A 23,595-nucleotide genomic window follows, 5' to 3' on the forward strand; every position below is an offset into this window, starting at 1 on the left:
AGACCCCGTCATCGCGGGATTTTCGCCGACGCGGTGGCGGTCAAGCTCAGCAGTTCGCGCAGCACCTGCGCGGCGATGTCGGCGAATGACCGCTGCTCGTCCTCGCGGATCCACTGGGTGAACGCGATCGCGAACACGGTGGAGCCCGACTCCGCGGCCAGGGTCGCGGCCACCTCGTCGACGCCCCGGCGGCGCAGGGCGCCGGCGACCGTGGTGGCGATGCTGGCGAGCTTGTGCCGCTCGCGTTCCTGCAGCGCCGGGTTCTGGTCGATGACCGATTGCCGGAGCCGGGAGTGGGCGCGGCGCTCGGCCGGGAAGGCGGATGTCGCGGACTTCAGCGCGGAGGCGACGATCTCGATCGGGGACGCCTCCGGTGGCGCCGCGTCGACACCGGCGAGGAACGCTTCCGCCAGCAGCTGCTGCCCGTGGAAGAGGACCTCGCGCTTGTCGCTGAAGTGGCGGAAGAAGGTGCGCTCGGTCAGGCCGACGGACTCGGCGATCTCCGTGGCGGTCGTCTGCTCGAACCCGCGCGTGGCGAACAGCTCGAGAGCGGCTTTCTGAAGCCGCTCGGCAGCTCCCGGTTCCCAGCGCACCATGCGATCGAGTGTAGTGATGACAGCGACTGACTTGAAGTGTACGTTGATGTCTGTGACTGACGTCAGTCACAGACATCAGCCGCTTCGCCCCATTGCGGAGCCGTCGGAGGAGATCACCCATGCACGTTTTCGTCACCGGAGCATCCGGCTGGATCGGCTCGGCCGTCGTCACCGACCTGCTCGGCGCGGGCCACGAAGTCACCGGGCTGGCCAGGTCCGAAGCGTCCGCCGCCGCGGTGGCGGCGAAGGGCGCCCACGTTCGCCGCGGTGACCTGGACGACCTGGACGGCATCCGCGCCGGCGCCAAGGACGCCGACGCCGTCATCCACCTCGCGAACAAGCACGACTTCGCCAACCCGGCCGTCTCGAACGCGGCCGAGCGCGCCGCCGTCCAGACCATCGGCGACACGCTCGCGGGCACCGGTCGCCCGTTCCTGCTCGCCTCCGGTGTCGCCGCCCTCGCCCCGGGCCGGCCCGCCACCGAGGACGACGCCTCCCCGTTCCACGGCGCCGACTCGCCGCGCGGCGGGAGCGAAAACCTCGCGCTCGAGTTCGCCGACCGCGGGGTGCGCACCGTGAGCCTGCGCTTCGCGCCGAGCGTCCACGGCACCGGCGACCACGGGTTCATCGCCATCCTCGCCGCGATCGCCCGCGAGAAGGGCGTCTCCGGCTACCCCGGCGACGGCACCAACCGCTGGGCCGCCGTGCACCGCACCGACGCCGCCCGGATGGTCACCCTCGGCCTCGAGACGGCACCGGCGGGCACCCGCCTGCACGCCGTCGCCGAAGAAGGCGTGCCGACCCGCGAAATCGCGCAGGCGATCGGCCTCGCGTTCGACCTGCCGGTCGCCTCGATCCCCGCCGATGACGTCCCGGCCCACTTCGGCTGGATCGGCACCTTCTTCGCCATGGACCTCTCCGCCACCAGCACCGCGACGCAGAAGCTGCTCGGCTGGACGCCCGGCGGGCCGACTCTCGTCGACGACCTCGCCGCGGGGGCGTACTCGGTGTAGGCGCTGGTCGAGAGCCGTCCGCCGGTCAGGACGTCCGGTGCCACCGGATCAACCGCTCACCCGTCGGCGCTCGCTCGGGCTCCGGGCCGACCAGCGTGAACCCGCAGCGGTCCGCCACGATCGCCGAAGGCGCGTTGCTCTCCTCGTACCGGTAACTCACCTCGGTCAGCCCCAGCCCGCCGAAGCCGAACCGCAGCGCCGCGTTCAACGCCGTTGTCGCGATTCCCTTGCCCCGCTCCGCCGGGTGGACCCAGATCGTCGCCTCCGCGTACGCCGCGTCCAGGTTCAGCTCGCGCAGCCCCACCTCGCCCAGCAGCCTCCCCGAGGTCGGCTCCGCGATCGCCCAGGAACAGCGCTCGTCGCCGGCCCACTGGGCCGCGCGCAGGGCCACGTACTCCGTGGCCTCGTCCAGCGTGCGCAGCCGGTAGTTCAGCACGTACTTGCGGTGCGTCGGATCGGCGAACGCCTCCATCAACAACGGGCGGTCGTCGATGTGGCGATCGGCGCGCAGCTGGCGCAGGTAGTACGTGCCCGCGTTGATCTCCACCGGTTCCACTCCACCCAGCCTAGCCAGGCCGGGAGCACACCGCCCCCGGCCTGGCGATCAAGGCGGGGTCACGGGGTGAAGCGCCAGATCACCGGCACTCCGCCCTCGTCGAGCGGGCCGTTCGACGCCCACCCCGCGAACACTCCGTCGTCGGTGACGTGGCCTGCTGCGTAGCCCGTGTACGTGCCCGGCTGCTTCAGCTCGCCGGCCGGGGTCGTTCCGCGCCACGCCGTCGGCTTGCCGTGGAACGAACCCGGGATCGGGGCTTCGCCGACCGTCAGGCCGCGCGCGTTCAGGTCGCCCGCGTAGTCGCCGCCGGTCAGCGCGACCGGTGTCTCCGGCGTCGTCCAGCGGATCGCCTGCGACGCGTTGCCGTTCGACGCGAACCCGACCACGACGCCGTTGCGGATCGCCGATCCGTGCGGGTACGAGAAGCCGGCGATGTCGGCCAGCGGCCTGCTCACCCCGTCCTTCAAGACGATGTCACGGTCGAACCCGCTGAACAGGATCGCGCCGTCGTCGTCGATGTCGGTCACGGAGTCCGCGCCTGCCGGGTAGGCCAGGACCGTGGGGGCAGCCGCCCCAGCGGGCCAGACGGCCGGCACGTACGTCGCCGGGGTACCGGTGGGCAGGGTGCCCAGTGCGTCGCCGTGCCGGTTGACCGCGCAGATCCCGAAGTCGCCATAGCCCGGCGGGGGCGCCCACAGGTGGAAGCCGGTGGCGTCGAGGGTGAAGGTCCGGTTGACGTCGGTGTCGTAGTCGAGCGCCTCGCCGTAGATCCGCCCCGCTCTGTCCTCCCCGACGACCCTCGCCCACTCGAAGCCCGCCGGCGTCCCGCGCAGCACCGGCTTGCCGCCGCGCCAGCTCACCACCTGCAGCTGGTCGCCTACGATGAACGACCCCGCGTACTCGCCGTGGCCGTCCGAAGCGTTCAGAAATCCGCGCCCCGCCGGGTCGGCTCCAGCGGGCAACGGCAGCAGCGTCGCCTGCCAGCCCAGTCGGCCCGTCGCGGCCTGCGCCGGCCCCGCCGCCAAAGCCGCGACGGCGATCGCCACGGTGGCGAGCACCCCCGATCGCGCCCATATCCTGTTCATGATTCCTCCCTTTCCCCGACCTGCGTGATCACCACGTCGGAACGCGGGAGCAGGTTGCCCGGCGAAAGGAGCAATCACGAACGGCGGCGGCGGGCCCCGGCGATCATCGCGACGACCAGCGGCAGCGCCACCGAAATGATCAACAGTCGGCCCCGGGACAGGATCAGTACGGCGATCGCGAGGACGATCGCGATCGGCACCGCGCCCGCGGTCAGGAACCGCACCAGCGCGTTGTCCTCCGAGGACATCACCGGGACGCCGGGCGCGGAAACCCCGTTGAGCAACGCGCTCGGGCGAGGTGACGGGAGGTCGTCGAACAGCGGGGCGAGCTCGCTGACCCGCTTCGCCGCGGTGACCTTCGCGGACCGGGACCCGTACTCGTCGATGTCGAGCCGGCCGGTGCGGACGTGCTCTTCGAGGACGTCCAGGGCGTCCTGGCGTTCCTCGTCGCTCAACCGCATGTCGCCCACGGCGGGATCAGCGGTCCAGCCCGCGCCGGTGGTCGCGATAGGAGTCGCGCAGCTCGCGCCGGCGCTCCCGGTCGCGCAGGTGCCGGTCGCGGCGGTCGTGGTTCGGGTTCCAGTCGTGGCCCCACATGGACTTGCCGAAGACGGTGAGCCCGATCGGTACGAAGATGACCGGCCACAGGGCACCACTGACGGCGGCGATCAGCGCGATCGCGGCGATCCAGGTCAACGGCACGATCGCGGCGACGAACCGCTGCGGCGGCGACCAGTTGTCGGGTGTCCGCGGGCGGGCCGGCTCGGGCGCCGCGGCCGCGGGCCCGGGAGCGGCGACGGCTTGGGGAACGCCGTCGTACCTCGGGTGCGGGGCCGGCAAGTCCGCGAAGATCTCGCCGAGCTCGCCGCGCGTCTTGGCCGCGGTGATCCGGGCCGAGCGTTCGCCGTACTCGTCGATGTCGATCCGCCCCGCGCTCATGTGCTCCCCGAGCGCGGACAGCGCGGACTCACGGTTCTGGTCGCTGATCCGCAGCTGCGGAGACGGGACTTCGGTCACGTAGTCGATGGTAGGCCGCCCCGGGGGCGGCCCACCACGACATCCGTAACGAACCTCGCTACTTGATCTCGAGAAGCTGTGTGCCCTGCGTCACGGCGGCGCCGACCTCGACCGAAAGGCCGGTGACGGTGCCCGCTTTGTGCGCGGTGACCGGGTTCTCCATCTTCATCGCCTCGAGGACGACGATCAGCTCACCGGCTTCGACCGTCTGGCCCTCTTCGACGGCCACCTTCACGATCGTGCCCTGCATCGGTGCCGTGACGGCGTCGCCGCTCACCGCGGCCTTGGTGCCACCGGCGCGCTTGCGCGGCTTCGCCTTGACGGCGGTCCCGCCGCCACCGCCGCCTTCGAGCGCGAACCCGCCCGGCAGCGACACCTCGAGACGCCGCCCGCCGACCTCGACGACGACGTTCTGCCGCGGTTCCTCTTCGGCGGCTTCGACGTCCGGCGCCACGAACGGCTCGATCTTGTTGTCGAACTCCGTCTCGATCCAGCGCGTGTGCACGCTGAAGCCGTTCTCGTCGCCGATGAACGCCGGGTCGTCGACGATCACGCGGTCGAACGGCAGGACCGTCGCCATGCCTTCGACGACCATCTCCGCGAGCGCGCGGCGGCTGCGCTCGAGCGCGTTGTTCCGGTCGGACCCGGTGACGATCAGCTTGGCCAGCATCGAGTCGAACTGCCCGCCGATGACGCTGCCGGATTCGACGCCGGAGTCGACGCGCACGCCCGGGCCGCTGGGCGCGACGAACTTCGTCACCGTGCCCGGTGCGGGCAGGAAGCCGCGGCCGGCGTCCTCGCCGTTGATGCGGAACTCGATCGAGTGGCCGCGCGGCTCGGGGTCCTCGGTGATCCGCAGCTTCTCGCCACGCGCGATCCGGAACATCTCGCGCACCAGGTCGAGGCCGGTCGTCTCCTCCGACACCGGGTGTTCGACCTGCAGCCGGGTGTTGACTTCGAGGAAGGAGATGGTGCCGTCGACGGCGACGAGGTACTCGACGGTGCCGGCGCCGTAGTAGCCGGCTTCCTTGCAGATCGCCTTCGCGGACTCGTGGATGCGCTTGCGCTGCTCGTCGCTCAGGAACGGCGCGGGCGCCTCTTCGACGAGCTTCTGGTGCCGGCGCTGCAGCGAGCAGTCGCGGGTGCCGACGACGATCGCGTTGCCGTGCATGTCGGCGAGCACCTGCGCCTCGACGTGCCGCGGCTTGTCCAGGTAGCGCTCGACGAAGCACTCGCCGCGGCCGAAGGCGGCGACCGCCTCGCGCGTGGCCGATTCGAACAGCTCGGGGATCTCTTCGCGGGTGCGCGCGACCTTCAGGCCGCGGCCGCCACCGCCGAAGGCGGCCTTGATGGCCACCGGAAGGCCGTGCTCGTCGGCGAACGCGACGATCTCGGCGGCGTCCTTCGCCGGCTCCTTCGTGCCCGGCACCAGCGGCGCGCCCGCGCGCAGGGCGATGTGGCGGGCGGTGACCTTGTCGCCGAGGTCGCGGATGGCTTGCGGGCTCGGCCCGATCCAGGTCAGCCCGGCGTCGAGGACGGCCTGGGCGAAGTCCGCGTTCTCGGAGAGGAAGCCGTAGCCCGGGTGCACCGAATCGGCGCCCGAGCGCTTGGCGGCGTCCAGGAGCTTGTCGAAGTTCAGGTAGCTCTCGGCGGCCGTCGTGCCGCCCAGCGCGAAGGCTTCGTCGGCCAGGCGGACGTGTGGCGCGTCGCGGTCCGGGTCGGCGTACACCGCGACACTGGCCAGGCCAGCGTCCTTCGCGGCTCTGATGACGCGTACCGCGATTTCACCACGGTTGGCGACCAGGATCTTGGTCACCGGACCGCCCGTGGATTCGCCGACCTGCTCGGCCACCCCGCACCTCCTGCGTCCGACAGCTGCATTGCTGACCGCCCACGCGGCATCAGGGAAGTCTACGGATATGACGTCGCGAGTCTCTTGAGTGAGAGGTGAACCACGCTCAGACGTGGTGGCGCAGCTCCTCGGCCAGCGGCGAATCGAGCACGATCACGTCGTACGGGTTCGCGGAGTGCACCTTCGGCAGGTGCTCGGTGTTCACCAGCACCCACGGCTGGTGCTCGCCGCAGCAGTCGATCAGCCGGTCCAGCGCGGTGAAGGCGACCAGCGCGGTGCGGCCGTCCGGGGTGCGGCGCAGCTCGATCGACGCGCCTTCGGTCTCGGCACTGGCCGGGCCGGTCGGCAGGTACAGGGCGGGCGGCAGGTTCGGGTTCGTCACCCGGACAACATAGACGGGCACGTTCCGCTACCTCTGACCCCGTCGGGCACCCACGCTTCGGGGGGTCCGTGGGGGCGGAGCCCCCCGGGCGGGGTACGGGGGTTGCACCCCCGGGGGATTCAGTCACATCGCGACGGGGCGCTTCCGACACATGGTCGCGAAGCGGCTTACGCTCTGTCTTATGCGGACTACGGCAGCGCGGACGCCCCGGTCGGCGCTGCTCACCGCGGTGCTGGCCGCGGTGGTGACCGTCAGCGCGATCGGCGCGGTGTTCCTGCTGCGGCCGCGGCCCGAGGCGGCCCCCGGACTGGCCGAACCCGCCGCCGTACCGGTGACGCCCGCGGTGACCTGCGGCGGCGGGCCGTGCCGCCAGCTCGCGGCGGTGACGGTCGGGGGCACACCGGTGGTGCTGCTGACCGACACGGCAGGCGGTTCGGCCCGCCTGCGCGTCGGGCCCGAGCCGGGCACGGTGTTCGAGCTGTCGGTCGCGCAGCTGGGCGTGCGGCTGGACCAGAACTCGTTGCGCTGCATCGACGGCCCGGCCCCGGCGTGCCTGGTCCGCGGCGACGTCGGGGACGACGGGACGGCCGCGTACGGCGAGCTGCTCGTCAGCAGCGGGGGAGTGTGGCGCGACCCGGGCAAGCCGTTCTACGCGGACGCCGGGACGCTGTCGCTCTACGACGTCACGGCCGACGCCAGCCCCGACGTGATCGTGGTCCGCCACGACTGCCCGGACTCCGCTGCCGGCACCCCGAAGTGCACGGCGGCGCCGGTGCTGGGCGAGGTGTACGACCTGGCCGGCCGATCGGTGGGCTGCACGCGGCGGGTGACGTCGCCGTCGGACCTGCGCGGCTGGCCGGACGTCCGCCTGACCCGCGCCGACCTCCGCACCTGCCCGTCCTGAACGTCGTGAAGGCCGCCTCGAACACTCGAGACGGCCTTCACACACGTGCGGGGTCAGGCGGGGGCGGGTTCCGTGTGCCGGGCCGCCGCGCCGTCGTCGGTGTGCAGGGGGGTGTCCGTCGGCGCGTTGAGGACCTCGTCGTCGAGGAGGCCTTCGCTGCGGGCCACGATCGTCGGCACCACGATCTGGCCGGCCACGTTCGTCGCCGTGCGCATCATGTCCATGATCGGGTTGACCGAGTAGATCAGCGCCAGGCCCAGCGCGACCTGCTTGGCGTCGAGGCCGATGAACGACGTCGTCAGGGTGAAGGCCGTCAGCCAGCCCGTGGTCCCGGCGGTCGCCAGTGCGCCGACCACGGCGACCACGACGATGCCGGCGTACTGCCAGAAGTTCAGCGACACCCCGGCCAGGTTGGCGACGAAGATCGCCGCGATCGCCGGGAAGACCGCCGCGCAGCCGTCCATCTTCGTCGCGCTGCCCAGCGGGGTCGCGAAAGCCGCGTACGCCGGCTGGACGCCGAGGTTCACCGCGGACTGGCGGGTCAGCGGCAGCGTCGCGGCCGAGGACTGCGAGGCGAACGCGAACTGGATCGCCGTGCCCGCCTTCGCGAAGAACTTCAGCGGGCTGACCTTCGCCACGAACTGCAGCAGGATCGGGTAGACGACGAACAGCACGAGCAGGCAGCCGACGTAGACCGCGAGCGTCGTCGAGAACAGCGGGCGGAACAGCGCGTCGCCGTAATTGGACACCGCCGCGCCGATCAGGCCGATGATGCCGATCGGGGCGAGCCGGACGATCCAGCCGAGGTAGCGCTGGATGATCTCGAACACGCTCGTCGTGAAGTCCACGAACGGCTTCGCCTTGTCACCGAGGCTGTAGGCCGCCGCGCCGATGACCAGCGCGAGGAACAGCACCTGCAGCGTCTCGCCGTCGGAGAACGCTTTCACGAAGTTCTGCGGCAGCAGTCCGTCGATGAACGCACTCCACGAGCCCCAGTGGTCGACGCTCTTGGCGGCCTTGTCGGCGTTCTTCGCGAGCGCCGTGGCGCCGCCGAGCCCGCCGGCGCCGGGGTTGAAGATCCGGCCGACCGCGATGCCGATCAGCGACGCGATGAACGACGTGATCGCGAACCACATGACCGTCTTGCCGCCGAGGCGCGCGGCGGTGCGGCCGCCGCCGAGCCCGCGGAGGCTGTTGATGCCGACCACGATCGCCGTGAAGACCAGCGGGATCACCGCGATCTGCAGCAGCGTGGTGAAGATGGTGCCGATCTGGTCGAGGAGATCGGTCAGCCAGCCGGCCTCGGTCTGCCGCGCGACGACGCCGAGGAGGGCGCCGACGACGAGCGAGCCGAGAACCGCGGCCGCGAACACCCGCGGCTTGGTGTATGTCCGTACGAAAGACACGGGGCGACTCCGGTGCTCGAAAGTTGCTGTCTGTCTTGCCTCGTGAAGAGAACGTTAGGCAACGGAGCACTCTTCCGGATCACCCGTTGGTGTGGCGCCTTTCTCAGGATGCGGGACGTTGCCAGAGATCCACGACACTCACGCCGACCTCGGCCAGCAGCCGGCGCGTCAGCGGCAGGCTGATGCCGATGACGCTCGTGTGGCCGCCGTCGAGTCCTTCGACGAACCAGCCGCCCAGCCCGTCGATGGTGAAGCCGCCGGCGACGTTGAGCGGCTCGCCGCTGGCGACGTAGGCGTCGATCTCCGCCGGGCTCGGCGTGCCGAACCGGACGGTGGTCGATTCCCAGCCCGCGGCCTCCTTCGCGCGCGTCCCGCCGTCGAGCCGGACGACCGCGTGCCCGGTGAGGAGTTCACCGGAAGTTCCCGCCATCGCGGCCCAGCGGCCGCGCGCGATGTCCGGCGAACCCGGCTTGCCGACCATCTGCCCGCCGATGTTCAGCATCGAGTCGCAGGCGACGACGACGGCATCCGGGTGCGCCGCGGCGACCTGGTCGATGACCGCCTCGGCCTTGGCCGCGGCGAGGGCCGCGACCAGTTCCGACGGGGACGGATCGGTCAGGGAGGCGGCGACCGCGTCCTCGTCGACGCCGGAGACGAACACGGCGGGATCGAGGCCCCCGGAACGCAGGAGGGCGAGACGGGCGGGGGACTGGGAGGCGAGGACGAACTGCACGACTGAAACTTACTTGACCAGGCGTCCGTGACCGAATTGTGACCGGCGTCACTCGAAAGGAGAGCTAGTTTGTTGTGGCTCGCAACTTATGGATCGACGGATCGTCACGGAGAGAACAATGCCGCTCCTCCGCACCACGAGATCATTGCGAACCACTGTCCTGGCCGGCCTGCTCCTGTCGGGCACGGCCCTCGTCCCGATGGCGTCCGCGACCGCGACCGCGACGCCGCTCTACAAGAACCCGCACGCCCGGGTGGCCGACCGCGTCACGGACCTGATGGCCCGGATGACCCTGGACGACAAGGTCGGGCAGATGACCGAGGGCGAGCGCGGAGCCGCGACGCCCGCCCAGTCCGCCGCCGCCCGGCTCGGCTCCATCCTCTCCGGCGGCGGTTCGACACCGACACCGAACACCCCGCAGGCCTGGGCGGACATGATCGACGCCTATCAACGGGCGGCGACGTCGACCGGTCTCGGCATCCCGATCATCTACGGCGCCGACACCGTGCACGGCCACAACAACGTCTACGGCGCCACGGTCTTCCCGCACAACATCGGCCTGGGGGCCGCGAACGACCCGCAGCTGGTCGAGAAGATCGGCGCGATCACCGCGGACGAGTCCGCCGCCACCGGCGTCAAGTGGGGCTTCGCGCCCTGCCTGTGCGTCGCCCGCGACGACCGCTGGGGCCGCACGTACGAGTCCTTCGGCGAGATCCCCCGCAACGCCGTCGAGAATTCCGTGGTCATCGAAGGCCTGCAGGGCCGCTCGCTCGGCGACCCGACGTCGATCATGGCCACGGCCAAGCACTTCATCGGCGACGGCGGCACCACCGGTGGCGTCGACCAGGGCAACACCCAGATCAGCCTGGACGAGCTGCGGCGCATCCACCTGCCGCCGTTCCAGGCCGCGGTGAACCACGGCGTCGGCTCGGTGATGATCAGCTTCAACAGCTGGAACGGCGTCAAGGACCACGGCAACAAGTTCCTCATCACCGACCTGCTCAAGGGTGAGCTGCGGTTCTCCGGGTACGTGATCTCCGACTGGAACGGCATCGACCAGATCGACGGTCAGGAGGGGTTCACCCCCTCCGAGGTCAAGCAGGCCGTCAACGCCGGGATCGACATGATCATGGTCCCCAACGACTACCTGAAGTTCGTCAGCACGCTCAAGGCCGAAGTCCTCAACGGGCACATCCCGATGGCGCGCATCGACGACGCCAACCGGCGGATCCTCACGAAGAAGTTCGAACTGGGCCTGTTCGAGCACCCGTACACCGACCGCTCGCTGCAGAAGGACTTCGGCAGCGCGGCACACCACGCCGTGGCGCGGCAGGCGGTGCGCGAGTCGCAGGTGCTGCTGAAGAACGACGGCGTGCTGCCGCTGGCCAAGACGAACAACAAGATCTTCGTGGCCGGGAAGAACGCGAACGACATGGGCAACCAGGCGGGCGGCTGGACGCTGACCTGGCAAGGCCAGAGCGGCGAGCGGGTCATCCCCGGCACGACGGTTCTCGACGGCATCAAGGCCGGTGCCGGGAAAGGCACGGTGGTGACCTATGACCGTGCGGGTGGTGGAATCGACTCGAGCTACCGGGTCGCGGTCGCCGTGGTGGGCGAAACGCCGTATGCCGAAGGGCAGGGAGACCGGCCGAACGGACTCGGGCTCGACGCCGAAGACCTCGCCCTCGTCGGCAAGCTGAAGGCCTCTGGCGTGCCCCTGGTCGTGGTGACCGTCTCCGGGCGGCCGCTGGACATCTCGGCGCAGCTGCCGTCGATCAAGGGACTGGTGGCGGCCTGGCTGCCGGGCTCGGAAGGCGCCGGCGTCGCGGACGTGCTCTACGGCGACTACAACCCGACCGGGAAGCTGAGCTTCACCTGGCCGAAGAGCTCTTCCCAGGAACCGATCAACGCCGGTGACGGCAAGCAGGGCCTGTTCCCGTACGGGTACGGCCTGTCCTACCGCCGCCACCACCGCTAGGCCACCGCTCCCGCGGTCCGTGCAGGCCCCCGATCCGGTCCCGACACCCGGATCCGGGGGCCTGCGCGGTTTCAGGCCGCGGCGGCCTCGGGCGCCGGCGCCGGGGATGCCCAGCGCGGCTTGACCCGCTGCATCACCGCCGCCGAGACCACCCCGAGCAGGAGCACGCCCATCGGCAGCAGCATCGTCACCCGGGCCGCGTCGGTCAATCCACTGTGGACCGCTTCGGTCGCCAGCTTCCCGGCCTGCGCGGCGATCTCGGCGGGCAGGCCCGGCATCGGCGACGGACCGCCGGCCGAGCCGAACTCCCCGGTGCTCGCCGCCGCGTGCGTGATCCCTTCGGCGAACGGCGCCCGGTACTGCGCCGGCAGCTGCGAAGCCGCCTTCGTGGCCTCGTCCGCGATGGACGCGCTGATCCGCGCCTGCAGCAGCACGCCGATCGCCGCGCTGCCGAGCACGCCACCCACCTGGCGCGCGGTGTTGAAGATGCCGGACGCGGTCCCGGCGAGCCGCGGCTCGACCGAACCCATCGTCAGGTTGCTCATCGGCGAGAAGATGCAGCCGATGCCGAGCCCGCACACCAGCAGCGCCGGGACGAACGTCCACGGGTTGCTGTCCGGCGTCGCCTGCAGCGCGATGATCCCGAGCCCAGCCGCGAGCGCCGCCAGGCCGAACATCACCAGGTACTTGCCGTTGACCTTGTCCGACGCACGCCCGACGAACGGCGCGATGATCCCGGACAGCAGCGACATCGGGGCGGTGAGCAGCCCGCCCATGGTCGGGCTCAGCCCGAGCACCGACTGGATGTAGATGACCAGCGGCAGGAACATGCCGGTCATCGCGAAGCCGACGGTGGCCGCGGTGAGCGTCCCGGCCGAGAAGTTCCGGTTCGAGAACACCTGCAGCGGAAGCAGCGGCTCCCGTTTGTTGAAGCGCTGCCACGCCACGAACGCGATCAGCAGCACCACGCCGGCGCCGATGATCTCGAAGACGGTGATCCCGCCGAAGACCGTGCCCCAGTCGTACTGCTGGCCGTTCTGGACACCGAACACGATGCAGAGCAGTGCGGCACTCGAGAGCACGATGCCCAGCAGGTCGAACGAGTGCGAGTGCTTCGGCTGCCAGTCCGGCACCAGGAGGAGGGTGAGCACGACGGCGATCACGCCGATCGGCACGTTGACGAAGAAGATCCACTCCCAGCCGAAGTGGTCGACCAGCACGCCGCCGAGCAGCGGGCCCGCGATCGTCGCCAGCCCGGCGACGCCGCCCCACATGCCCATCGCCGGGCCGCGCTTGGCCGGCGGGAACAGGTGCGTGATGAACGCCAGCGTCTGCGGCGTCATCAGCGCGGCGCCGAGCCCCTGCACGGCCCGCGCGGCGATGAGCATCTCGGCGTTGCCGGACAGGCCGCACCAGAGCGACGCGCCGGTGAACACGAGGAGCCCGGCGAGGAACACGCGCTTCGGGCCGAAGCGGTCACCGAGCCGGCTGGTGAACAGCATCGGCACGGCGTAGGTGAGCAGGTAGACGCTGATCACCCAGACGATCGAGTTCAGCCCGGCGCCCAGCTCGCGCAGCATGGTCGGGATCGCGATCGACACGATCGTCGTGTCGAGCAGGATCATGAAGAAGCCGAGGCACAGCGCGCCCAGCGCGGCCCACGGATTAGCTTGTCTTGCGTTCATCGTCGTCTTCCTGGGTGATGAGCGTGAGCTTGGGTGGTTGGTTGCCCTGGAACGGGATCCGCCCGGACCGCAGGTCGTCGGCGAGGCGTTCGGTCCACTCCAGTTCGAACAGCCGGTGGTCGCAGCTGTAGCGCCAGTCGAGCCAGTAGATCTCCGGCGTCTTTTCCTCGGCGAGGTGCTGCAGCACGGCCCGGTCCGAGGCCACTGCCGCACGCAGCCGCATGAGCCGGGTTTCGAGCTCGTTCAGGGTCGCCTCGCGGCCCAGTTCGTCGATCACGGCGAGCCCGGACAGGTAGGCGGGGAACTCCGTGGCGACGTCCCCGAGGAGTTCGCGGCCGCGCCGGTTGAACTCGTCGAGCCCGGTCTGCGTCATGCCGTAGACGGTCCGTTCGGGCCGCCTGCCGTCGCGCTGGGTGTCGACGACCTCGATGAAACCGCTGCGGTGCAGGCGTTCCACGGTGTGGTAGAGCGAGCCCGCCTTCACGTTGACCCGCGTGTCGACGTACCGCTCGCGCATGAGAGCAGCCATCTCGTACGGGTGCATGGGCCTCTCGTGGAGCAGCTCCAGCACGGCGATGCCGAGTGGTGTCAGCTTGGCCGAGGCCATGATCCCTCCAAGTCGGTTATTCCACGTGGACTATACGACTCGGAATAGTGTCGGGTCCACGGCCATTTCTGTGACTGTGCGTACACAGCACGGAGGCCCCCATGATCTCGTCATGGGGGCCTCCGCGGCGTCTCTCAGAAGGGCCAGTCGGCCTTCTTGCCTCGCTCGAGCAGCGGGATCATCCGGAACGCCTGGTCGGTCAGGCCGCCGAACGTGTGCCGGTGCCCGCTGCCGGACGGTGCGTGGCCGGCCCGGTAGCCCGCCAGGTTCCAGGTGTACAGCGGAACGTGGCCGGGAACTGCCTGCCCGACGTCGCCGTACGCGGCCTGCTCGTCGGTGAGGATCACGACGCGGTCGTGCTTCGCGAAGTGCTTCTTCACCGCGCCCGCCGTGTCGGTGCCGCCGCCGATGAAGAAGCCGTCGGACTTCCACCGCTCGACGTCGCTCAGCAGCGACCCGCCCCGGCGCAGCTTGAACACCTTGGTGCCCTGCTTGCGGTCCCAGTAGCCGTCCGAGAACGACACGACGTCGGCCTTCGCGCAGCGCCGGCCGAGCGCGAGGCCGAACACCGCGGCCGCGTCCCAGCGCATCAGGCTGCCGTCCTTGCTGAAGCGGTCGTTCATCGACGCCGACGTGTCGACGAGGATCAGCGTCCGGCCACTGAGCACGGGCACGTTGGCCAGCGCGTGCGCGATCGCCCGCTCCAGCGCCCACGCCCACCGCAGCGACGGCGCCGCGCGGTGGGCCGCGAGGAACCGCATCGGCAGCTGCCGCGACTTCGCGACCTGGGCCGGATCGGCGAGCCGCTCGGCGACCCGCTCCGCGACCGCGTCCGAGACGCCGGCCTCGTCGAAGTTGCGGAGGTTCCGCAGGAGAGCCATGTAGCCCATCGACGGGATCAGCGCCTCCCAGACGCGCGCGTCCAGCGGACCCTGCAGCCACCCGGCGACGGACTCCCACGTCATGCCCGCGGCGCGGAGCACGTCCGCGGCGTCGGTTCGGCTGAACAGCTCACGACGGCGGCCGACGTCCCAGGACAACAGCTCGGCGCGGGCGCGCAGGGTCGTGAGGGAGCCCGGGATCGCGTTGCCGCGGTTGTGCCGCTCGTCGAGGATGTGCCGGAACAGCTCACCCCCGCCTGCCGGGTGGGTCAGCTCGAGGACGTCGGCGAACCGGAACGCTCGCGCGGCGGAGTCCCACTTGGTGAAGGCCCGCTCGTCGTAGAGCTTCGCCGCCGCGTCGGCGACACCGCGCTTGACCGGCTTCGGCACGGCCCGGCCGTGCACGGCGGTCCAATAGGCGAGCAGCTCACCGGGCTCGTCGGCCCGCTGCAGCACACCGGCGACGACCTGGCGGCTCAGGCCGTCGAGGCCGGCGTCCCGCCGTGCCTTGGCGAACTCGGCGGCACCGACGAGCGACGCCGTGCGCAGGTGCGCGCCGGAGCGCAGCCAGCGCAGGAACCGTGCGGTCCACCCCGGATCGTCCAGTGTGGACTGACGGACGCGCTCGGCGTAGCGCGTGTCGCGCGTGTCCGCGGACTCGTAGAAGGTGTGCTCGCCGACCATGTTGGTGACGGCGAGCAGGAAGAGCTCGGACTTGGTGTCGCGTGCGTAGCCGGCGCCACCCTCGTGCGTGACGGTGGACGGCGTGGCCTCACCGCGGACCGGAGAGGTCGCGGCGGGTGCTCGTGCGGTGTTGAACTTGCTCATTTCTCCCCCTGTTTCGTGGAGGGAGCCACGGCCACAGCGATGCCCGAGATCGAAGTCGGTGAAGGTACATAGCTGCTCTAGGCCACTGAGCTACCGGACCGCGAGTGGTCCGGGAGGGATTCGAACCCCCGACCTGCCCGTTAGAAGCGGAAGTAACCCTCGCCTGCGCACCGGGCATCGGTGCGGCCGTGGCTCCCGAGATCTGGTTCGCCTGGCTGGCGACGCACCGGGAGTGCGTGTGAAGTTGGGTGCCCGAGGTCTCGGCTGGAGAAGGTGTGCTGACCGGTCACCGTGAGGTGGCCGGGTTTGGATTCGAACCAATGATCACCGAAGTAACCTTCTCCGTCGCACCGGGCGGAACCCAAGGTAGCAAGCGATCGCCGGCGGCTCGACTCATTTTCCGGGCGGGCCGCGTGCGGTCTCGCCGCACAGAAAGGCGACTAGTTCGCATCAAGAACTACTTATGATATGTTCGTAGTACGAACTAACTGGGAGGAATCATGACGCACTTCGGCATCGGCGTGTCCACCGCGGTCACCGCGGTCCCCGACACCCTGAAGCTGGCCGTCCAGGCCGACCGTGGCGGGCTCGACCTCATCACCGTGTCCGATCACCCCTACTACGCCGACCGGCTCGATGCGTACGCCGAAATCGGTGTCCTGCTGGGAAAGACCGAACGGGTCTCCGGGCTGGTCAGCGTCACCAACCTGCCGACACGGCCCGCCGCGATGCTCGCCCGCACCGTCACCTCCCTGTCCGCGCTGACCGGGGGCCGGATCGTGCTCGGCATGGGCGTCGGCGGGTTGTGGGACGACATCGCGCGGCTCGGCTTCACCAAGCTGACGCCGGGGCAGGCCGTCCGCGCTTTCGAGGAAGGCATCCGGCTCGTGAAACTGCTCGGCGGGGGCGGTGAGCCGGTCACCTTCGACGGCGAGTTCTACCAGGTCACGAACCTGGAACCGGCCGCGGGAGCGATGCCGCCGGTGTGGACCGGCTCGGTCGGGCCGAAGTCGCTCGCCGTCACCGGGCGCGTGGCCGACGGGTGGATGCCCGGGCGCGCCGCCGACTGGCTCAGTGAGCGCTACCGCACTTCGCGCCCGCTGATCGACGAGGCCGCGGTGGACGCCGGGCGCGACCCCGGTGACATCGCCACCGTCTACAACTTCCCCGGGCGCATCACCGCGGAGCCGCTCGCGAAGACCCGCGCCGAGGACGGAAGCTGGATCGGCGGCTCGCCCGCGCAGTGGATCGAGGAGCTGACCGGTGCGGTGCTGGAGCACGGCGCGGCCGGATTCGTGCTCTTCGGGGCCGACCGCACCACACCCGACGAGGTCGCCGCCGCGCGCTGGGCCGAGGAGATCGTGCCCGCCGTGCGCGAGGCCGTCGCGAAGTAGGCTGACCGGATGGGGAAGAGCGGGGCGGACATCGGTGTGGTGGCCGGGCTCGTGCGGGCGTCGTTCCTGGTGAACGCCGTCTACGCCGAGTCCGCCCGCGAGTACGGGCTGACCGTGCAGCAGGGACAGCTGCTGTGTGTGCTGATGGCCCGGCCGTACGGCATGGGCGACCTGGGCGCCACGCTCGGCCTCGAAAAATCCAGCCTCACCGGCCTGGTCGACCGCGCGGTCCGGCGCGGGCTCGTCCGCCGTGAACCCGACCCGGACGACCGCCGGGCCGTCCAGGTCGTCCTGACCGGGGACGGCCACGAGCTGGCCGAGGACTTCTACGCGGTGACGTGCCGCCGCGTCGACGAGCTGGCCGCGGGCCTGAGCACGCCGGACCGCGACCGGCTCGCGGCGCTGCTGGGCGCGATCGTCCGGGAAAACGAAGCCCCGACGGTCTTCCTCGACGCCCTTCAGCCCTGAGGCAGACCCGAAGCGCGCCAAGCACCTTCGCCGGGGTGAAGCGGCCTACGCAGCGAAGCAGCGTGATCGCCCCACCACGACGTACGCGGCTTCGGCTTCTCCGGCGCCTTCGCGACCGACGCCGCGGCGACGACCGCCGTCAGCGCCGCCAGCTCGGCGTCGCTCGGGTTTCCTCGGACCACCCGCAGCAGCGGCTTTTCCTCGCTCACAGCGGGATGTTCCCGTGCTTCTTGGGCGGCAGCGACTCACGCTTGTTCCGCAGCAGCGAAAGCGCGCGGGCCACGTGCCCGCGGGTGTGCGCCGGCGCGATCACCGAGTCGACGTACCCCCGCTCGGCCGCCGCGTACGGGTTCAGCAGCGTGTCCTCGTACTCCTGGATCAGCTCCGCGCGGAGCTGATCCACGTCGCGGCCCTCGTTGGCCGCGTTGGCCAGGGTCTTGCGGTGGACGATGTTCGCCGCGCCCTGGGCACCCATCACCGCGACCTGCGCGGTCGGCCACGCCAGGTTGATGTCCGCGCCGAGGTGCTTCGACCCCATGACGTCGTACGCGCCGCCGTAGGCCTTGCGCGTGATGATCGTGACCAGCGGGACGGTGGCCTCCGCGTAGGCGTAGATCAGCTTCGCGCCGCGGCGGATGATGCCGTTCCACTCCTGCTCGGTGCCGGGGAGGAAGCCCGGGACGTCGACGAAGGTGAGCACCGGGATGTTGAACGCGTCGCAGGTGCGGACGAACCGCGCGGCCTTCTCGGACGCGTCGATGTCGAGGCAGCCGGCGAACTGCGTCGGCTGGTTGGCCACCACGCCGACGCTCTGGCCGTCGACGCGGCCGAAGCCGACGATGATGTTCGGTGCGAACAGCTCGTGGACCTCGAGGAAGTCGCCGTCGTCGACCACGCGGTTGATGACCTCGTGCATGTCGTACGGGGTGTTCGGCGAGTCCGGGATGATCGTGTCCAGCTCGCGGTCCGAGTCGGTGACGTCCTCGAAAAAGCCCGCCGGGGTGTCCGACGGCTCGAACACCGGCGCGTCGGACAGGTTGTTCTGCGGCAGGTAGGAGAGCAGTTCCTTGACGTAGGCGATGGCGTCTTCGTCGTCGTTGCCGAGGTAGTGCGCGACGCCGGACTTCGTGTTGTGGGTGCGGCCGCCGCCGAGCTCCTCGAAGGTGACGTCCTCGCCGGTGACCGTCTTGACGACGTCCGGGCCGGTGATGAACATCTGCGAGGTCTGGTCGACCATCACGACGAAGTCGGTCAGCGCGGGGGAGTAGACGTGCCCACCCGCGTTCGCGCCCATGATCAGCGAGATCTGCGGGATCACGCCGGAGGCCTGCACGTTGCGGCGGAAGATCTCGCCGTAGAGGCCGAGCGAGACGACGCCTTCCTGGATGCGTGCGCCGCCGCCCTCGTTGATGCCGATGATCGGGCGGCCGGTCTTGATCGCCAGGTCCATCACCTTGACGATCTTCTCACCGTAGACCTCGCCGAGGCTGCCGCCGAAGACGGTGACGTCCTGGCTGAACACGCACACCGGGCGGCCGTCGACGGTGCCGTAGCCGGTGACGACGCCGTCGCCGTAGGGGCGGTTCTTCTCCTGCCCGAAGTTGGTCGAGCGGTGCCGGGCCAGCTCGTCGAGCTCCACGAATGAGTTCTCGTCGAGCAGCAGCTCGATCCGCTCGCGCGCGGTCTTCTTGCCCTTGGCGTGCTGCTTCTCCACCGCACGGGCCGAGCCGGCGTGCACCGCCTCGTCATACCGGCGATAGAGGTCGGCCAGCTTGCCGGCCGTGGTGTGGATGTCCGGTTCATCCTCGGGCGGCGTCCCGAGCGGCTCCGTCGCACTGCTCATGCCACGGGAGCTTAACTACTTGTCGGTCACTTGGCGTGTGGCGTAGGCAACGTCCATGGAGATCCGGACCCTCGCCGCCGCCGACCTGCCCGCCTGCTCCGACCTGGCCGAGTCCCGTTCGTGGCCGCGGGAACCACCGAAGTGGCAGCTGCTCCACGAGGTCGGCCGGGTGTTCGGCATCGACGCACCGGACGGCGACGGCCTGGCGGCGGCCGCCGTCCTGGTGCCGTTCGGCTCGGTGGCGTCGATCTCGATGGTCCTGGTCGCGGCCCGGTACGAGCGGCAGGGCCTGGGCCGGGCGATCACGGCGCACGCCGTCGCGGCGGCGGGGGACCGGGTGGTCTGGCTCCACGCTTCGAAGTTCGGGCGGCCGTTGTACGAGTCGATGGGATTCGTCGCCGACGGCGGCTGCCAGGGCCACACCGGAACGTTCGCCGACGACGGCGGGCCGGGTGCTTCGCCCGGTTCGCTGTCCGACGTCTTCGCGCTGGATCTCGCGGCTCAGGGCGTCGACCGGCGGCCGCTGCTGGAACGGCTGGGGACGCCCCACGTGGTCGACGGCGGCTTCGCGTTCGGGTCGGACATCGGCCACGTGACGGTGATCGGCCCGGTCGTCGCGGCGACCGAGGAGCAGGCGCGGCGGCTGATCCGCGGGGTGGCGCGGTCCGTGCGGGGCGAGGTGCGGGTGGACCCGGACTTCCGGTTCCCCGGCCTGACGACGTGGCTTCGCGAACGCGGGCTGGTCCCGGGCGCCCCGGCACCGCGGCTGGTCCTGGACGGCCGTCCGCTGCCCGGTGATCCCGCGATGCGGTTCGCCCCGTTCACCCGGGCGGTGGGCTGAGGGGCTCGCCGGTCACCGCGTCCAGGTAGGTCACCCGTAAGTAGGTGATCTTCGAGCCCGGGATGACCACTCGCCGCCAGTCCTCGCCGATGACCTTCTTTTCCGCGTCGTTTTCGCACGTCAAGGCCTCGCCCTCGAGGACGAGCTCGCGGTCGGCCAGCGGACCTGACGGGGTGTACGAGCGGACGTACCCGTAGAACGACGTGCCGTTCTCCAGCTGCGCGTGCGCCCACGCGCGGCTTCCCCGGGCCGGTCGGTGCGCAACGCCTGGGCCCACGCCGAGCGCTGCTGGACCGTGGCCGCTTCGCCGCGGCGGCGGGCGAGGAACGCTTCGAACCCGGTCGCGAGCGCACACGCCACGGCCAGTTCGACGGCGACGCTGACGACGATCAGCGTCAGGTGCTCGCGCGCGTACGCCTCGCCGCGGGTCAGCCAATCCGCCGGGCTGACGAACAATCGGCCGCCGGCCGCCTGCACCGCCGTCATGAGCAACAGGGAGACCAGCGTGAAGACGAGACTGCCCAGGGCGACGCGGGAGGCTTCGCGGAACGCCGTCTCCTGGTGGCGGCCGCGGCGGCGTTCGCGGCGCAGCTCGAACACGATGCCCGGCGCGACGAGCGCCAGGAACCCGGCGAGCGCACCCAGGGTCTGGGGGATCACGACGGCTCAGCCGGTCGGTCCGCCGCGCCGGGGCGGGGGTCCGTCCTCGGAGTCGAGCTGGCGCATCGGCTGGGCGGGGCGGTGGCTCGGGACCTCGTAATGGGGGCTCGGGTCGGTGTCCGGCGGCGGCCGGCCCCAGACTATGTCCGGCGGCTCGGGCGGCGGCGGGAGGAGCTCGTCCTCGCCCGGCTCGCGACGTTCGGTGCTCATCGGATTCCCCCTCGTGATCGGCCGCTCCACCCTACTCAGGACGCCGTGGGCCGGACCAGCCCGGATTCGTACGCGGCGATCACCAGCTGGGCCCGGTCCCGCGCGGCGAGCTTGTGCAGCAGCCGCCCGATGTGGGTCTTCACCGTCGCGATCCCCAGGTGCAGGCGCGCCGCGATCTCGTCGTTGGACAGCCCCCGCGCGATCAGCGACAGCACCTCCTGCTCGCGTGCGGTCACCCCGTCCAGCCGGGTCACCGGGCCCGACGGCAGCCGGGCGAATTCCGCCACCAGTCGCCGCGTCACCGACGGCGCCAGCAGCGCGTCGCCGGACGCCACGACCTCGATCGCCGCCAGGAGGTCGGCCGGGCGGGTGTCCTTCAGGAGGAACCCGCTCGCGCCCGCGCGCAGCGCCGAATAGACGTACTCGTCGAGGTCGAACGTCGTCAGCATCAGCACCCGGACGTCGGTTTCCGCGCAGATCCGGCGGGTCGCCTCGATGCCGTCCATCTCCGGCATCCGGACGTCCATGAGCACGACGTCCGGCCGCTCGACGCGGGTCAGGGCGACCGCCTCGGCGCCGTCGGACGCCTCGCCGACCACTTCGAGGCCCGGGGCGCTGTCGACCAGCACCCGGAAGCTCCCGCGCAGCAGCGCCTGGTCGTCGGCGATCAGGACGCGGGTCATCGGGCCGCCACCGTTTCTTCGTAGGGCAGCCGCGCGAAGACGCGGAAGCCGGTTTCGCCGGGCGCCGCGGAGAATTCCCCCGCGTAGACCGCGACGCGTTCACGCATTCCGATCAGCCCGTGGCCGGGAACGGCCTCGCCGCCGCGGCCGTCGTCGAGCACTTCGATCGTCACCTCGCCGTCGCCGCCGGTGACGTGCACCCGGCAGGTCGCCGCGCCCGCGTGCTTGACCACGTTGGTCAGTGCCTCCTGCACGATCCGGTACACCGACTGGCCGACCCCGCCCGGCAGTTCGGTGAGGCCATCGATGACCAGGTCGACGGCGGGACCCGCCTGTTGCGCGCGTTCGGCGAGTGCCCGCAGGTCGTCGAGCGACGGCGCGGGCGCCAGCGCCGGGACGCCGGTGCCGTCGCGCAAGACGCCGAGCATGCGCCGCAGCTCGGCCAGGGTCTCGCGGCTGGTGTCTTCGATGACGCGCAGCGCGTCGCGGGCTTGGTCCGGCTGTTCGAGGGCGACGTGGTTGCCGACCGCGGCCTTCACCGCGATCAGGCTCATGCTGTGCGCGACGACGTCGTGCATCTCCCGCGCGATCCGCAGCCGTTCCGCCGAAACCGCTTGCCGCGCATGGTTTTCCCGCTCGCTGTCGGCGTGTTCGCGGCGGCTGCGGACGGTGAGACCGAGTGCGAAGCCGACGATCAGCGCCGACGAGCCGATGTTCACTGCCGTGCTCGTGCTGGGCGTCGGCAGCACGAAGGCGAGTACGCCGACCTCGATCAGCCCGGCCGCGAACCCGACGTGGGTGACGCGGCTGCTGCGCTGCACCACCACGACGTACAGCGCGCAGCCCGCCGAAACCACGGCGACGGCGAGCACCGGCCCGCCGATCGGCATCGCCGCCGCGGTCAGCACCAGGGCGAGCACGAAGGCGGCCAGCGGCCACCGGCGGCGCAGCAGGAGCGGGGCGATGCTCGCCAGCAGGATCGTCCAGCCGGCCCAATCGGGCAGCCACGACGGCAGCGACCACGCGCCGGCAGCGAGGTTGCCGCCGGCACCGACGGCCATGACGGCGGCCGCCAGCACGTCCAGCGCCACGCGAATTCTCATGGTTTGAACGTAATGCGAACTCCCGGCCGACGCGTCAACCTTGGGTCGGATGCTCCGCGTAATGCTTCTTCACGGCTTCGGCGCGCTCGGGCGGCCAGTCCGGCAAGGTGACGCCGTGGGTGGCGGCGAACAGCTTGTCGAGCTGCTCGTGCCGCCGCGCCAGCTGCGCCGGGACATCGGCTCCGGCCGCCTCGGTGAACTCGACGCGGGTGCCTTCGCGCGGGTCGTGGACCAGCTCCCAGCCGGGTTCGCCCGGCAGCAGCGGCCGGAGCTCTTCGAGTGGTTTCCAGCCGAGGTCGCGGCGGAAGCGGATCGTGCCGTCCGCGAGGACTTCGCCGTCGTCGAGGCCGAACTCCTCCACATAGGACGCCATCCGCTCGTGCCACCGCTGCGGCTGCTCGAAGTCCTGCCCGGCCAGGCGCGCGGCCAGTGCGTCGAGGCAGACGTCCCAGCCGGCGGCGGTGCGGCCACCGGCGAGCTTCGCGATCGCCGGGTCGCCGCGGCCGAAGGTGTGGGTGAACTCCAGGAGGCTGCCGTCGCCGTCGGGGGAAATCAGCCAGCGCAGGGTGTCGTCGTTCCAGACGAAGGTGAACTCGCGCGGCGGGTCGGCGGTGATCACCCGTCCGGTCGTCGTGCTGTCCTCGCCGGGGAAGGTGAACCGGATCGCGCCGCCGTCCCGCAGTTCGACGGCCACCTTCGCGGGGAACCAGTGCTCGAGCTCCGCCGGGTCGGTGATGGCGTGCCAGACCTTCTCGGGTGCGTGCTTCAGCCGGCGCTCCAGCCGGAGCACCGGACGCTCGCCGTCGGTCTGCAGCTTCGCTCGTCCGGACACGCGTCCTCCCGTGGGTTGCCTGTCCCCGTATATAACCA

Annotated in this window: 26 protein-coding genes and 1 tRNA gene; 6 read left to right on the forward strand and 21 right to left on the reverse strand. The window is 70.9% G+C overall.

Translation table 11 applies throughout. The features are described 5' to 3' along the window. Positions 1-8 precede the first annotated feature (8 nt). Positions 9-596 (reverse strand): TetR family transcriptional regulator, encoded by a 588-nt coding sequence (locus tag QRY02_RS42335; RefSeq protein WP_285988301.1) that lies wholly within the window; start codon positions 594-596, stop codon positions 9-11. A 119-nt stretch (positions 597-715) separates the two neighbouring features. Here QRY02_RS42335 and QRY02_RS42340 point away from each other — a divergent pair, with 119 nt between their 5' ends. Next, positions 716-1,609, forward strand: coding sequence for an SDR family oxidoreductase (locus QRY02_RS42340; RefSeq protein WP_285988302.1), 894 nt, complete (start codon positions 716-718; stop codon positions 1,607-1,609). Positions 1,610-1,634: 25 nt separating this feature from the next. Here the strand turns inward: QRY02_RS42340 and QRY02_RS42345 are convergent, their stop codons facing one another. From QRY02_RS42345 to QRY02_RS42370, 6 genes are all read right to left on the reverse strand, one after another. Continuing rightward, positions 1,635-2,165, reverse strand: coding sequence for a GNAT family N-acetyltransferase (locus QRY02_RS42345; protein WP_285988303.1), 531 nt, complete (start codon positions 2,163-2,165; stop codon positions 1,635-1,637). A gap of 59 nt (positions 2,166-2,224) precedes the next feature. Next, the gene (locus tag QRY02_RS42350; protein ID WP_285988304.1) at positions 2,225-3,250 is read right to left on the reverse strand and encodes a hypothetical protein; all 1,026 of its coding nucleotides are present in this window, start codon (positions 3,248-3,250) and stop codon (positions 2,225-2,227) included. Between the two features lie 74 nt (positions 3,251-3,324). Beyond that, positions 3,325-3,720 carry a DUF1707 SHOCT-like domain-containing protein gene (locus QRY02_RS42355; protein WP_285988305.1) on the reverse strand — a complete coding sequence of 132 codons (396 nt, stop codon included), beginning with the start codon at positions 3,718-3,720 and terminating at the stop codon, positions 3,325-3,327. A 7-nt stretch (positions 3,721-3,727) separates the two neighbouring features. Further along, positions 3,728-4,267, reverse strand: a complete 540-nt coding sequence (locus QRY02_RS42360; RefSeq protein ID WP_285988306.1) for a DUF1707 SHOCT-like domain-containing protein — start codon at positions 4,265-4,267, stop codon at positions 3,728-3,730. A 58-nt stretch (positions 4,268-4,325) separates the two neighbouring features. After that, positions 4,326-6,119 (reverse strand): acetyl/propionyl/methylcrotonyl-CoA carboxylase subunit alpha, encoded by a 1,794-nt coding sequence (locus QRY02_RS42365; RefSeq protein WP_285988307.1) that lies wholly within the window; start codon positions 6,117-6,119, stop codon positions 4,326-4,328. Positions 6,120-6,225: 106 nt separating this feature from the next. Next, on the reverse strand, positions 6,226-6,501 hold the full coding sequence (locus QRY02_RS42370) for an SAV_915 family protein (protein WP_285988308.1): 276 nt from the start codon (positions 6,499-6,501) through the stop codon (positions 6,226-6,228). 181 nt (positions 6,502-6,682) lie between these two features. On the opposite strand from QRY02_RS42370, the gene QRY02_RS42375 reads away from it, so the two are divergent. Further along, on the forward strand, positions 6,683-7,405 hold the full coding sequence (locus QRY02_RS42375) for a hypothetical protein (protein WP_285988309.1): 723 nt from the start codon (positions 6,683-6,685) through the stop codon (positions 7,403-7,405). A 53-nt stretch (positions 7,406-7,458) separates the two neighbouring features. On the opposite strand, the gene QRY02_RS42380 is transcribed toward QRY02_RS42375, so the two are convergent. Both QRY02_RS42380 and QRY02_RS42385 read right to left on the reverse strand, forming a co-directional pair. Next, positions 7,459-8,811 carry a dicarboxylate/amino acid:cation symporter gene (locus QRY02_RS42380; protein WP_285988310.1) on the reverse strand — a complete coding sequence of 451 codons (1,353 nt, stop codon included), beginning with the start codon at positions 8,809-8,811 and terminating at the stop codon, positions 7,459-7,461. Positions 8,812-8,914: 103 nt separating this feature from the next. Further along, positions 8,915-9,544 carry a Maf family protein gene (locus QRY02_RS42385; protein WP_285988311.1) on the reverse strand — a complete coding sequence of 210 codons (630 nt, stop codon included), beginning with the start codon at positions 9,542-9,544 and terminating at the stop codon, positions 8,915-8,917. Between the two features lie 118 nt (positions 9,545-9,662). On the opposite strand from QRY02_RS42385, the gene QRY02_RS42390 reads away from it, so the two are divergent. Next, positions 9,663-11,522, forward strand: coding sequence for a glycoside hydrolase family 3 protein (locus QRY02_RS42390; RefSeq protein WP_285988312.1), 1,860 nt, complete (start codon positions 9,663-9,665; stop codon positions 11,520-11,522). A 71-nt stretch (positions 11,523-11,593) separates the two neighbouring features. Here QRY02_RS42390 and QRY02_RS42395 read toward each other — a convergent pair whose 3' ends face one another. The 4 genes from QRY02_RS42395 to QRY02_RS42410 all read right to left on the reverse strand — a co-directional run bounded on the left by QRY02_RS42395 (position 11,594) and on the right by QRY02_RS42410 (position 15,697). Further along, positions 11,594-13,207, reverse strand: coding sequence for a DHA2 family efflux MFS transporter permease subunit (locus tag QRY02_RS42395; RefSeq protein ID WP_285988313.1), 1,614 nt, complete (start codon positions 13,205-13,207; stop codon positions 11,594-11,596). Further along, positions 13,188-13,814: a PadR family transcriptional regulator gene (locus tag QRY02_RS42400; protein WP_285988314.1), complete on the reverse strand. Its 627-nt coding sequence runs from the start codon at positions 13,812-13,814 to the stop codon at positions 13,188-13,190. The genes QRY02_RS42395 and QRY02_RS42400 overlap by 20 nt, the downstream gene beginning before the upstream one ends. Before the next feature lie 134 nt (positions 13,815-13,948). Further along, complete coding sequence (locus QRY02_RS42405; protein WP_285988315.1) at positions 13,949-15,523, reverse strand: TROVE domain-containing protein; 1,575 nt, start codon at positions 15,521-15,523, stop codon at positions 13,949-13,951. Between the two features lie 105 nt (positions 15,524-15,628). Then, a tRNA-OTHER gene (locus QRY02_RS42410) sits at positions 15,629-15,697 on the reverse strand. Between the two features lie 326 nt (positions 15,698-16,023). Between QRY02_RS42410 and QRY02_RS42415 the strand changes: the two genes are divergently transcribed. Both QRY02_RS42415 and QRY02_RS42420 read left to right on the forward strand, forming a co-directional pair. Continuing rightward, entirely contained in the window at positions 16,024-16,917 is an 894-nt protein-coding gene (locus tag QRY02_RS42415; protein WP_285988316.1) for an LLM class flavin-dependent oxidoreductase, read from the forward strand. A gap of 9 nt (positions 16,918-16,926) precedes the next feature. Further along, on the forward strand, positions 16,927-17,385 hold the full coding sequence (locus QRY02_RS42420) for a MarR family winged helix-turn-helix transcriptional regulator (RefSeq protein WP_285988317.1): 459 nt from the start codon (positions 16,927-16,929) through the stop codon (positions 17,383-17,385). Here the strand turns inward: QRY02_RS42420 and QRY02_RS42425 are convergent. Both QRY02_RS42425 and QRY02_RS42430 read right to left on the reverse strand, forming a co-directional pair. Continuing rightward, positions 17,376-17,594 carry an acyl-CoA carboxylase subunit epsilon gene (locus QRY02_RS42425; RefSeq protein ID WP_285988318.1) on the reverse strand — a complete coding sequence of 73 codons (219 nt, stop codon included), beginning with the start codon at positions 17,592-17,594 and terminating at the stop codon, positions 17,376-17,378. The genes QRY02_RS42420 and QRY02_RS42425 overlap by 10 nt on opposite strands. After that, entirely contained in the window at positions 17,591-19,228 is a 1,638-nt protein-coding gene (locus QRY02_RS42430; protein ID WP_285988319.1) for an acyl-CoA carboxylase subunit beta, read from the reverse strand. Before QRY02_RS42430 ends, QRY02_RS42425 begins: the two co-directional genes overlap by 4 nt. Positions 19,229-19,283: 55 nt before the next feature. On the opposite strand from QRY02_RS42430, the gene QRY02_RS42435 reads away from it, so the two are divergent. Continuing rightward, positions 19,284-20,069, forward strand: coding sequence for a GNAT family N-acetyltransferase (locus tag QRY02_RS42435; protein ID WP_285988320.1), 786 nt, complete (start codon positions 19,284-19,286; stop codon positions 20,067-20,069). Here QRY02_RS42435 and QRY02_RS42440 read toward each other — a convergent pair. From QRY02_RS42440 to QRY02_RS42465, 6 genes are read right to left on the reverse strand one after another with little or no spacing between them, the layout of a single operon-like run. After that, a complete protein-coding gene (locus QRY02_RS42440; RefSeq protein ID WP_285988321.1) occupies positions 20,050-20,193 on the reverse strand; it encodes a hypothetical protein in 144 nt (47 codons plus the stop codon). The genes QRY02_RS42435 and QRY02_RS42440 overlap by 20 nt on opposite strands. After that, on the reverse strand, positions 20,190-20,729 hold the full coding sequence (locus QRY02_RS42445) for a DUF6338 family protein (protein ID WP_285988322.1): 540 nt from the start codon (positions 20,727-20,729) through the stop codon (positions 20,190-20,192). Before QRY02_RS42445 ends, QRY02_RS42440 begins: the two co-directional genes overlap by 4 nt. Positions 20,730-20,735: 6 nt before the next feature. Next, positions 20,736-20,939 carry a hypothetical protein gene (locus tag QRY02_RS42450; RefSeq protein ID WP_285988323.1) on the reverse strand — a complete coding sequence of 68 codons (204 nt, stop codon included), beginning with the start codon at positions 20,937-20,939 and terminating at the stop codon, positions 20,736-20,738. A 35-nt stretch (positions 20,940-20,974) separates the two neighbouring features. Then, positions 20,975-21,622, reverse strand: a complete 648-nt coding sequence (locus QRY02_RS42455; protein ID WP_285988324.1) for a response regulator — start codon at positions 21,620-21,622, stop codon at positions 20,975-20,977. Beyond that, entirely contained in the window at positions 21,619-22,725 is a 1,107-nt protein-coding gene (locus tag QRY02_RS42460; protein WP_285988325.1) for a sensor histidine kinase, read from the reverse strand. Before QRY02_RS42460 ends, QRY02_RS42455 begins: the two co-directional genes overlap by 4 nt. A 34-nt stretch (positions 22,726-22,759) precedes the next feature. Beyond that, entirely contained in the window at positions 22,760-23,557 is a 798-nt protein-coding gene (locus QRY02_RS42465) for an SRPBCC family protein (protein ID WP_285988326.1), read from the reverse strand. Positions 23,558-23,595 lie beyond the last annotated feature (38 nt).

This window comes from Amycolatopsis sp. DG1A-15b, assembly GCF_030285645.1.
Lineage (GTDB): Bacteria > Actinomycetota > Actinomycetes > Mycobacteriales > Pseudonocardiaceae > Amycolatopsis.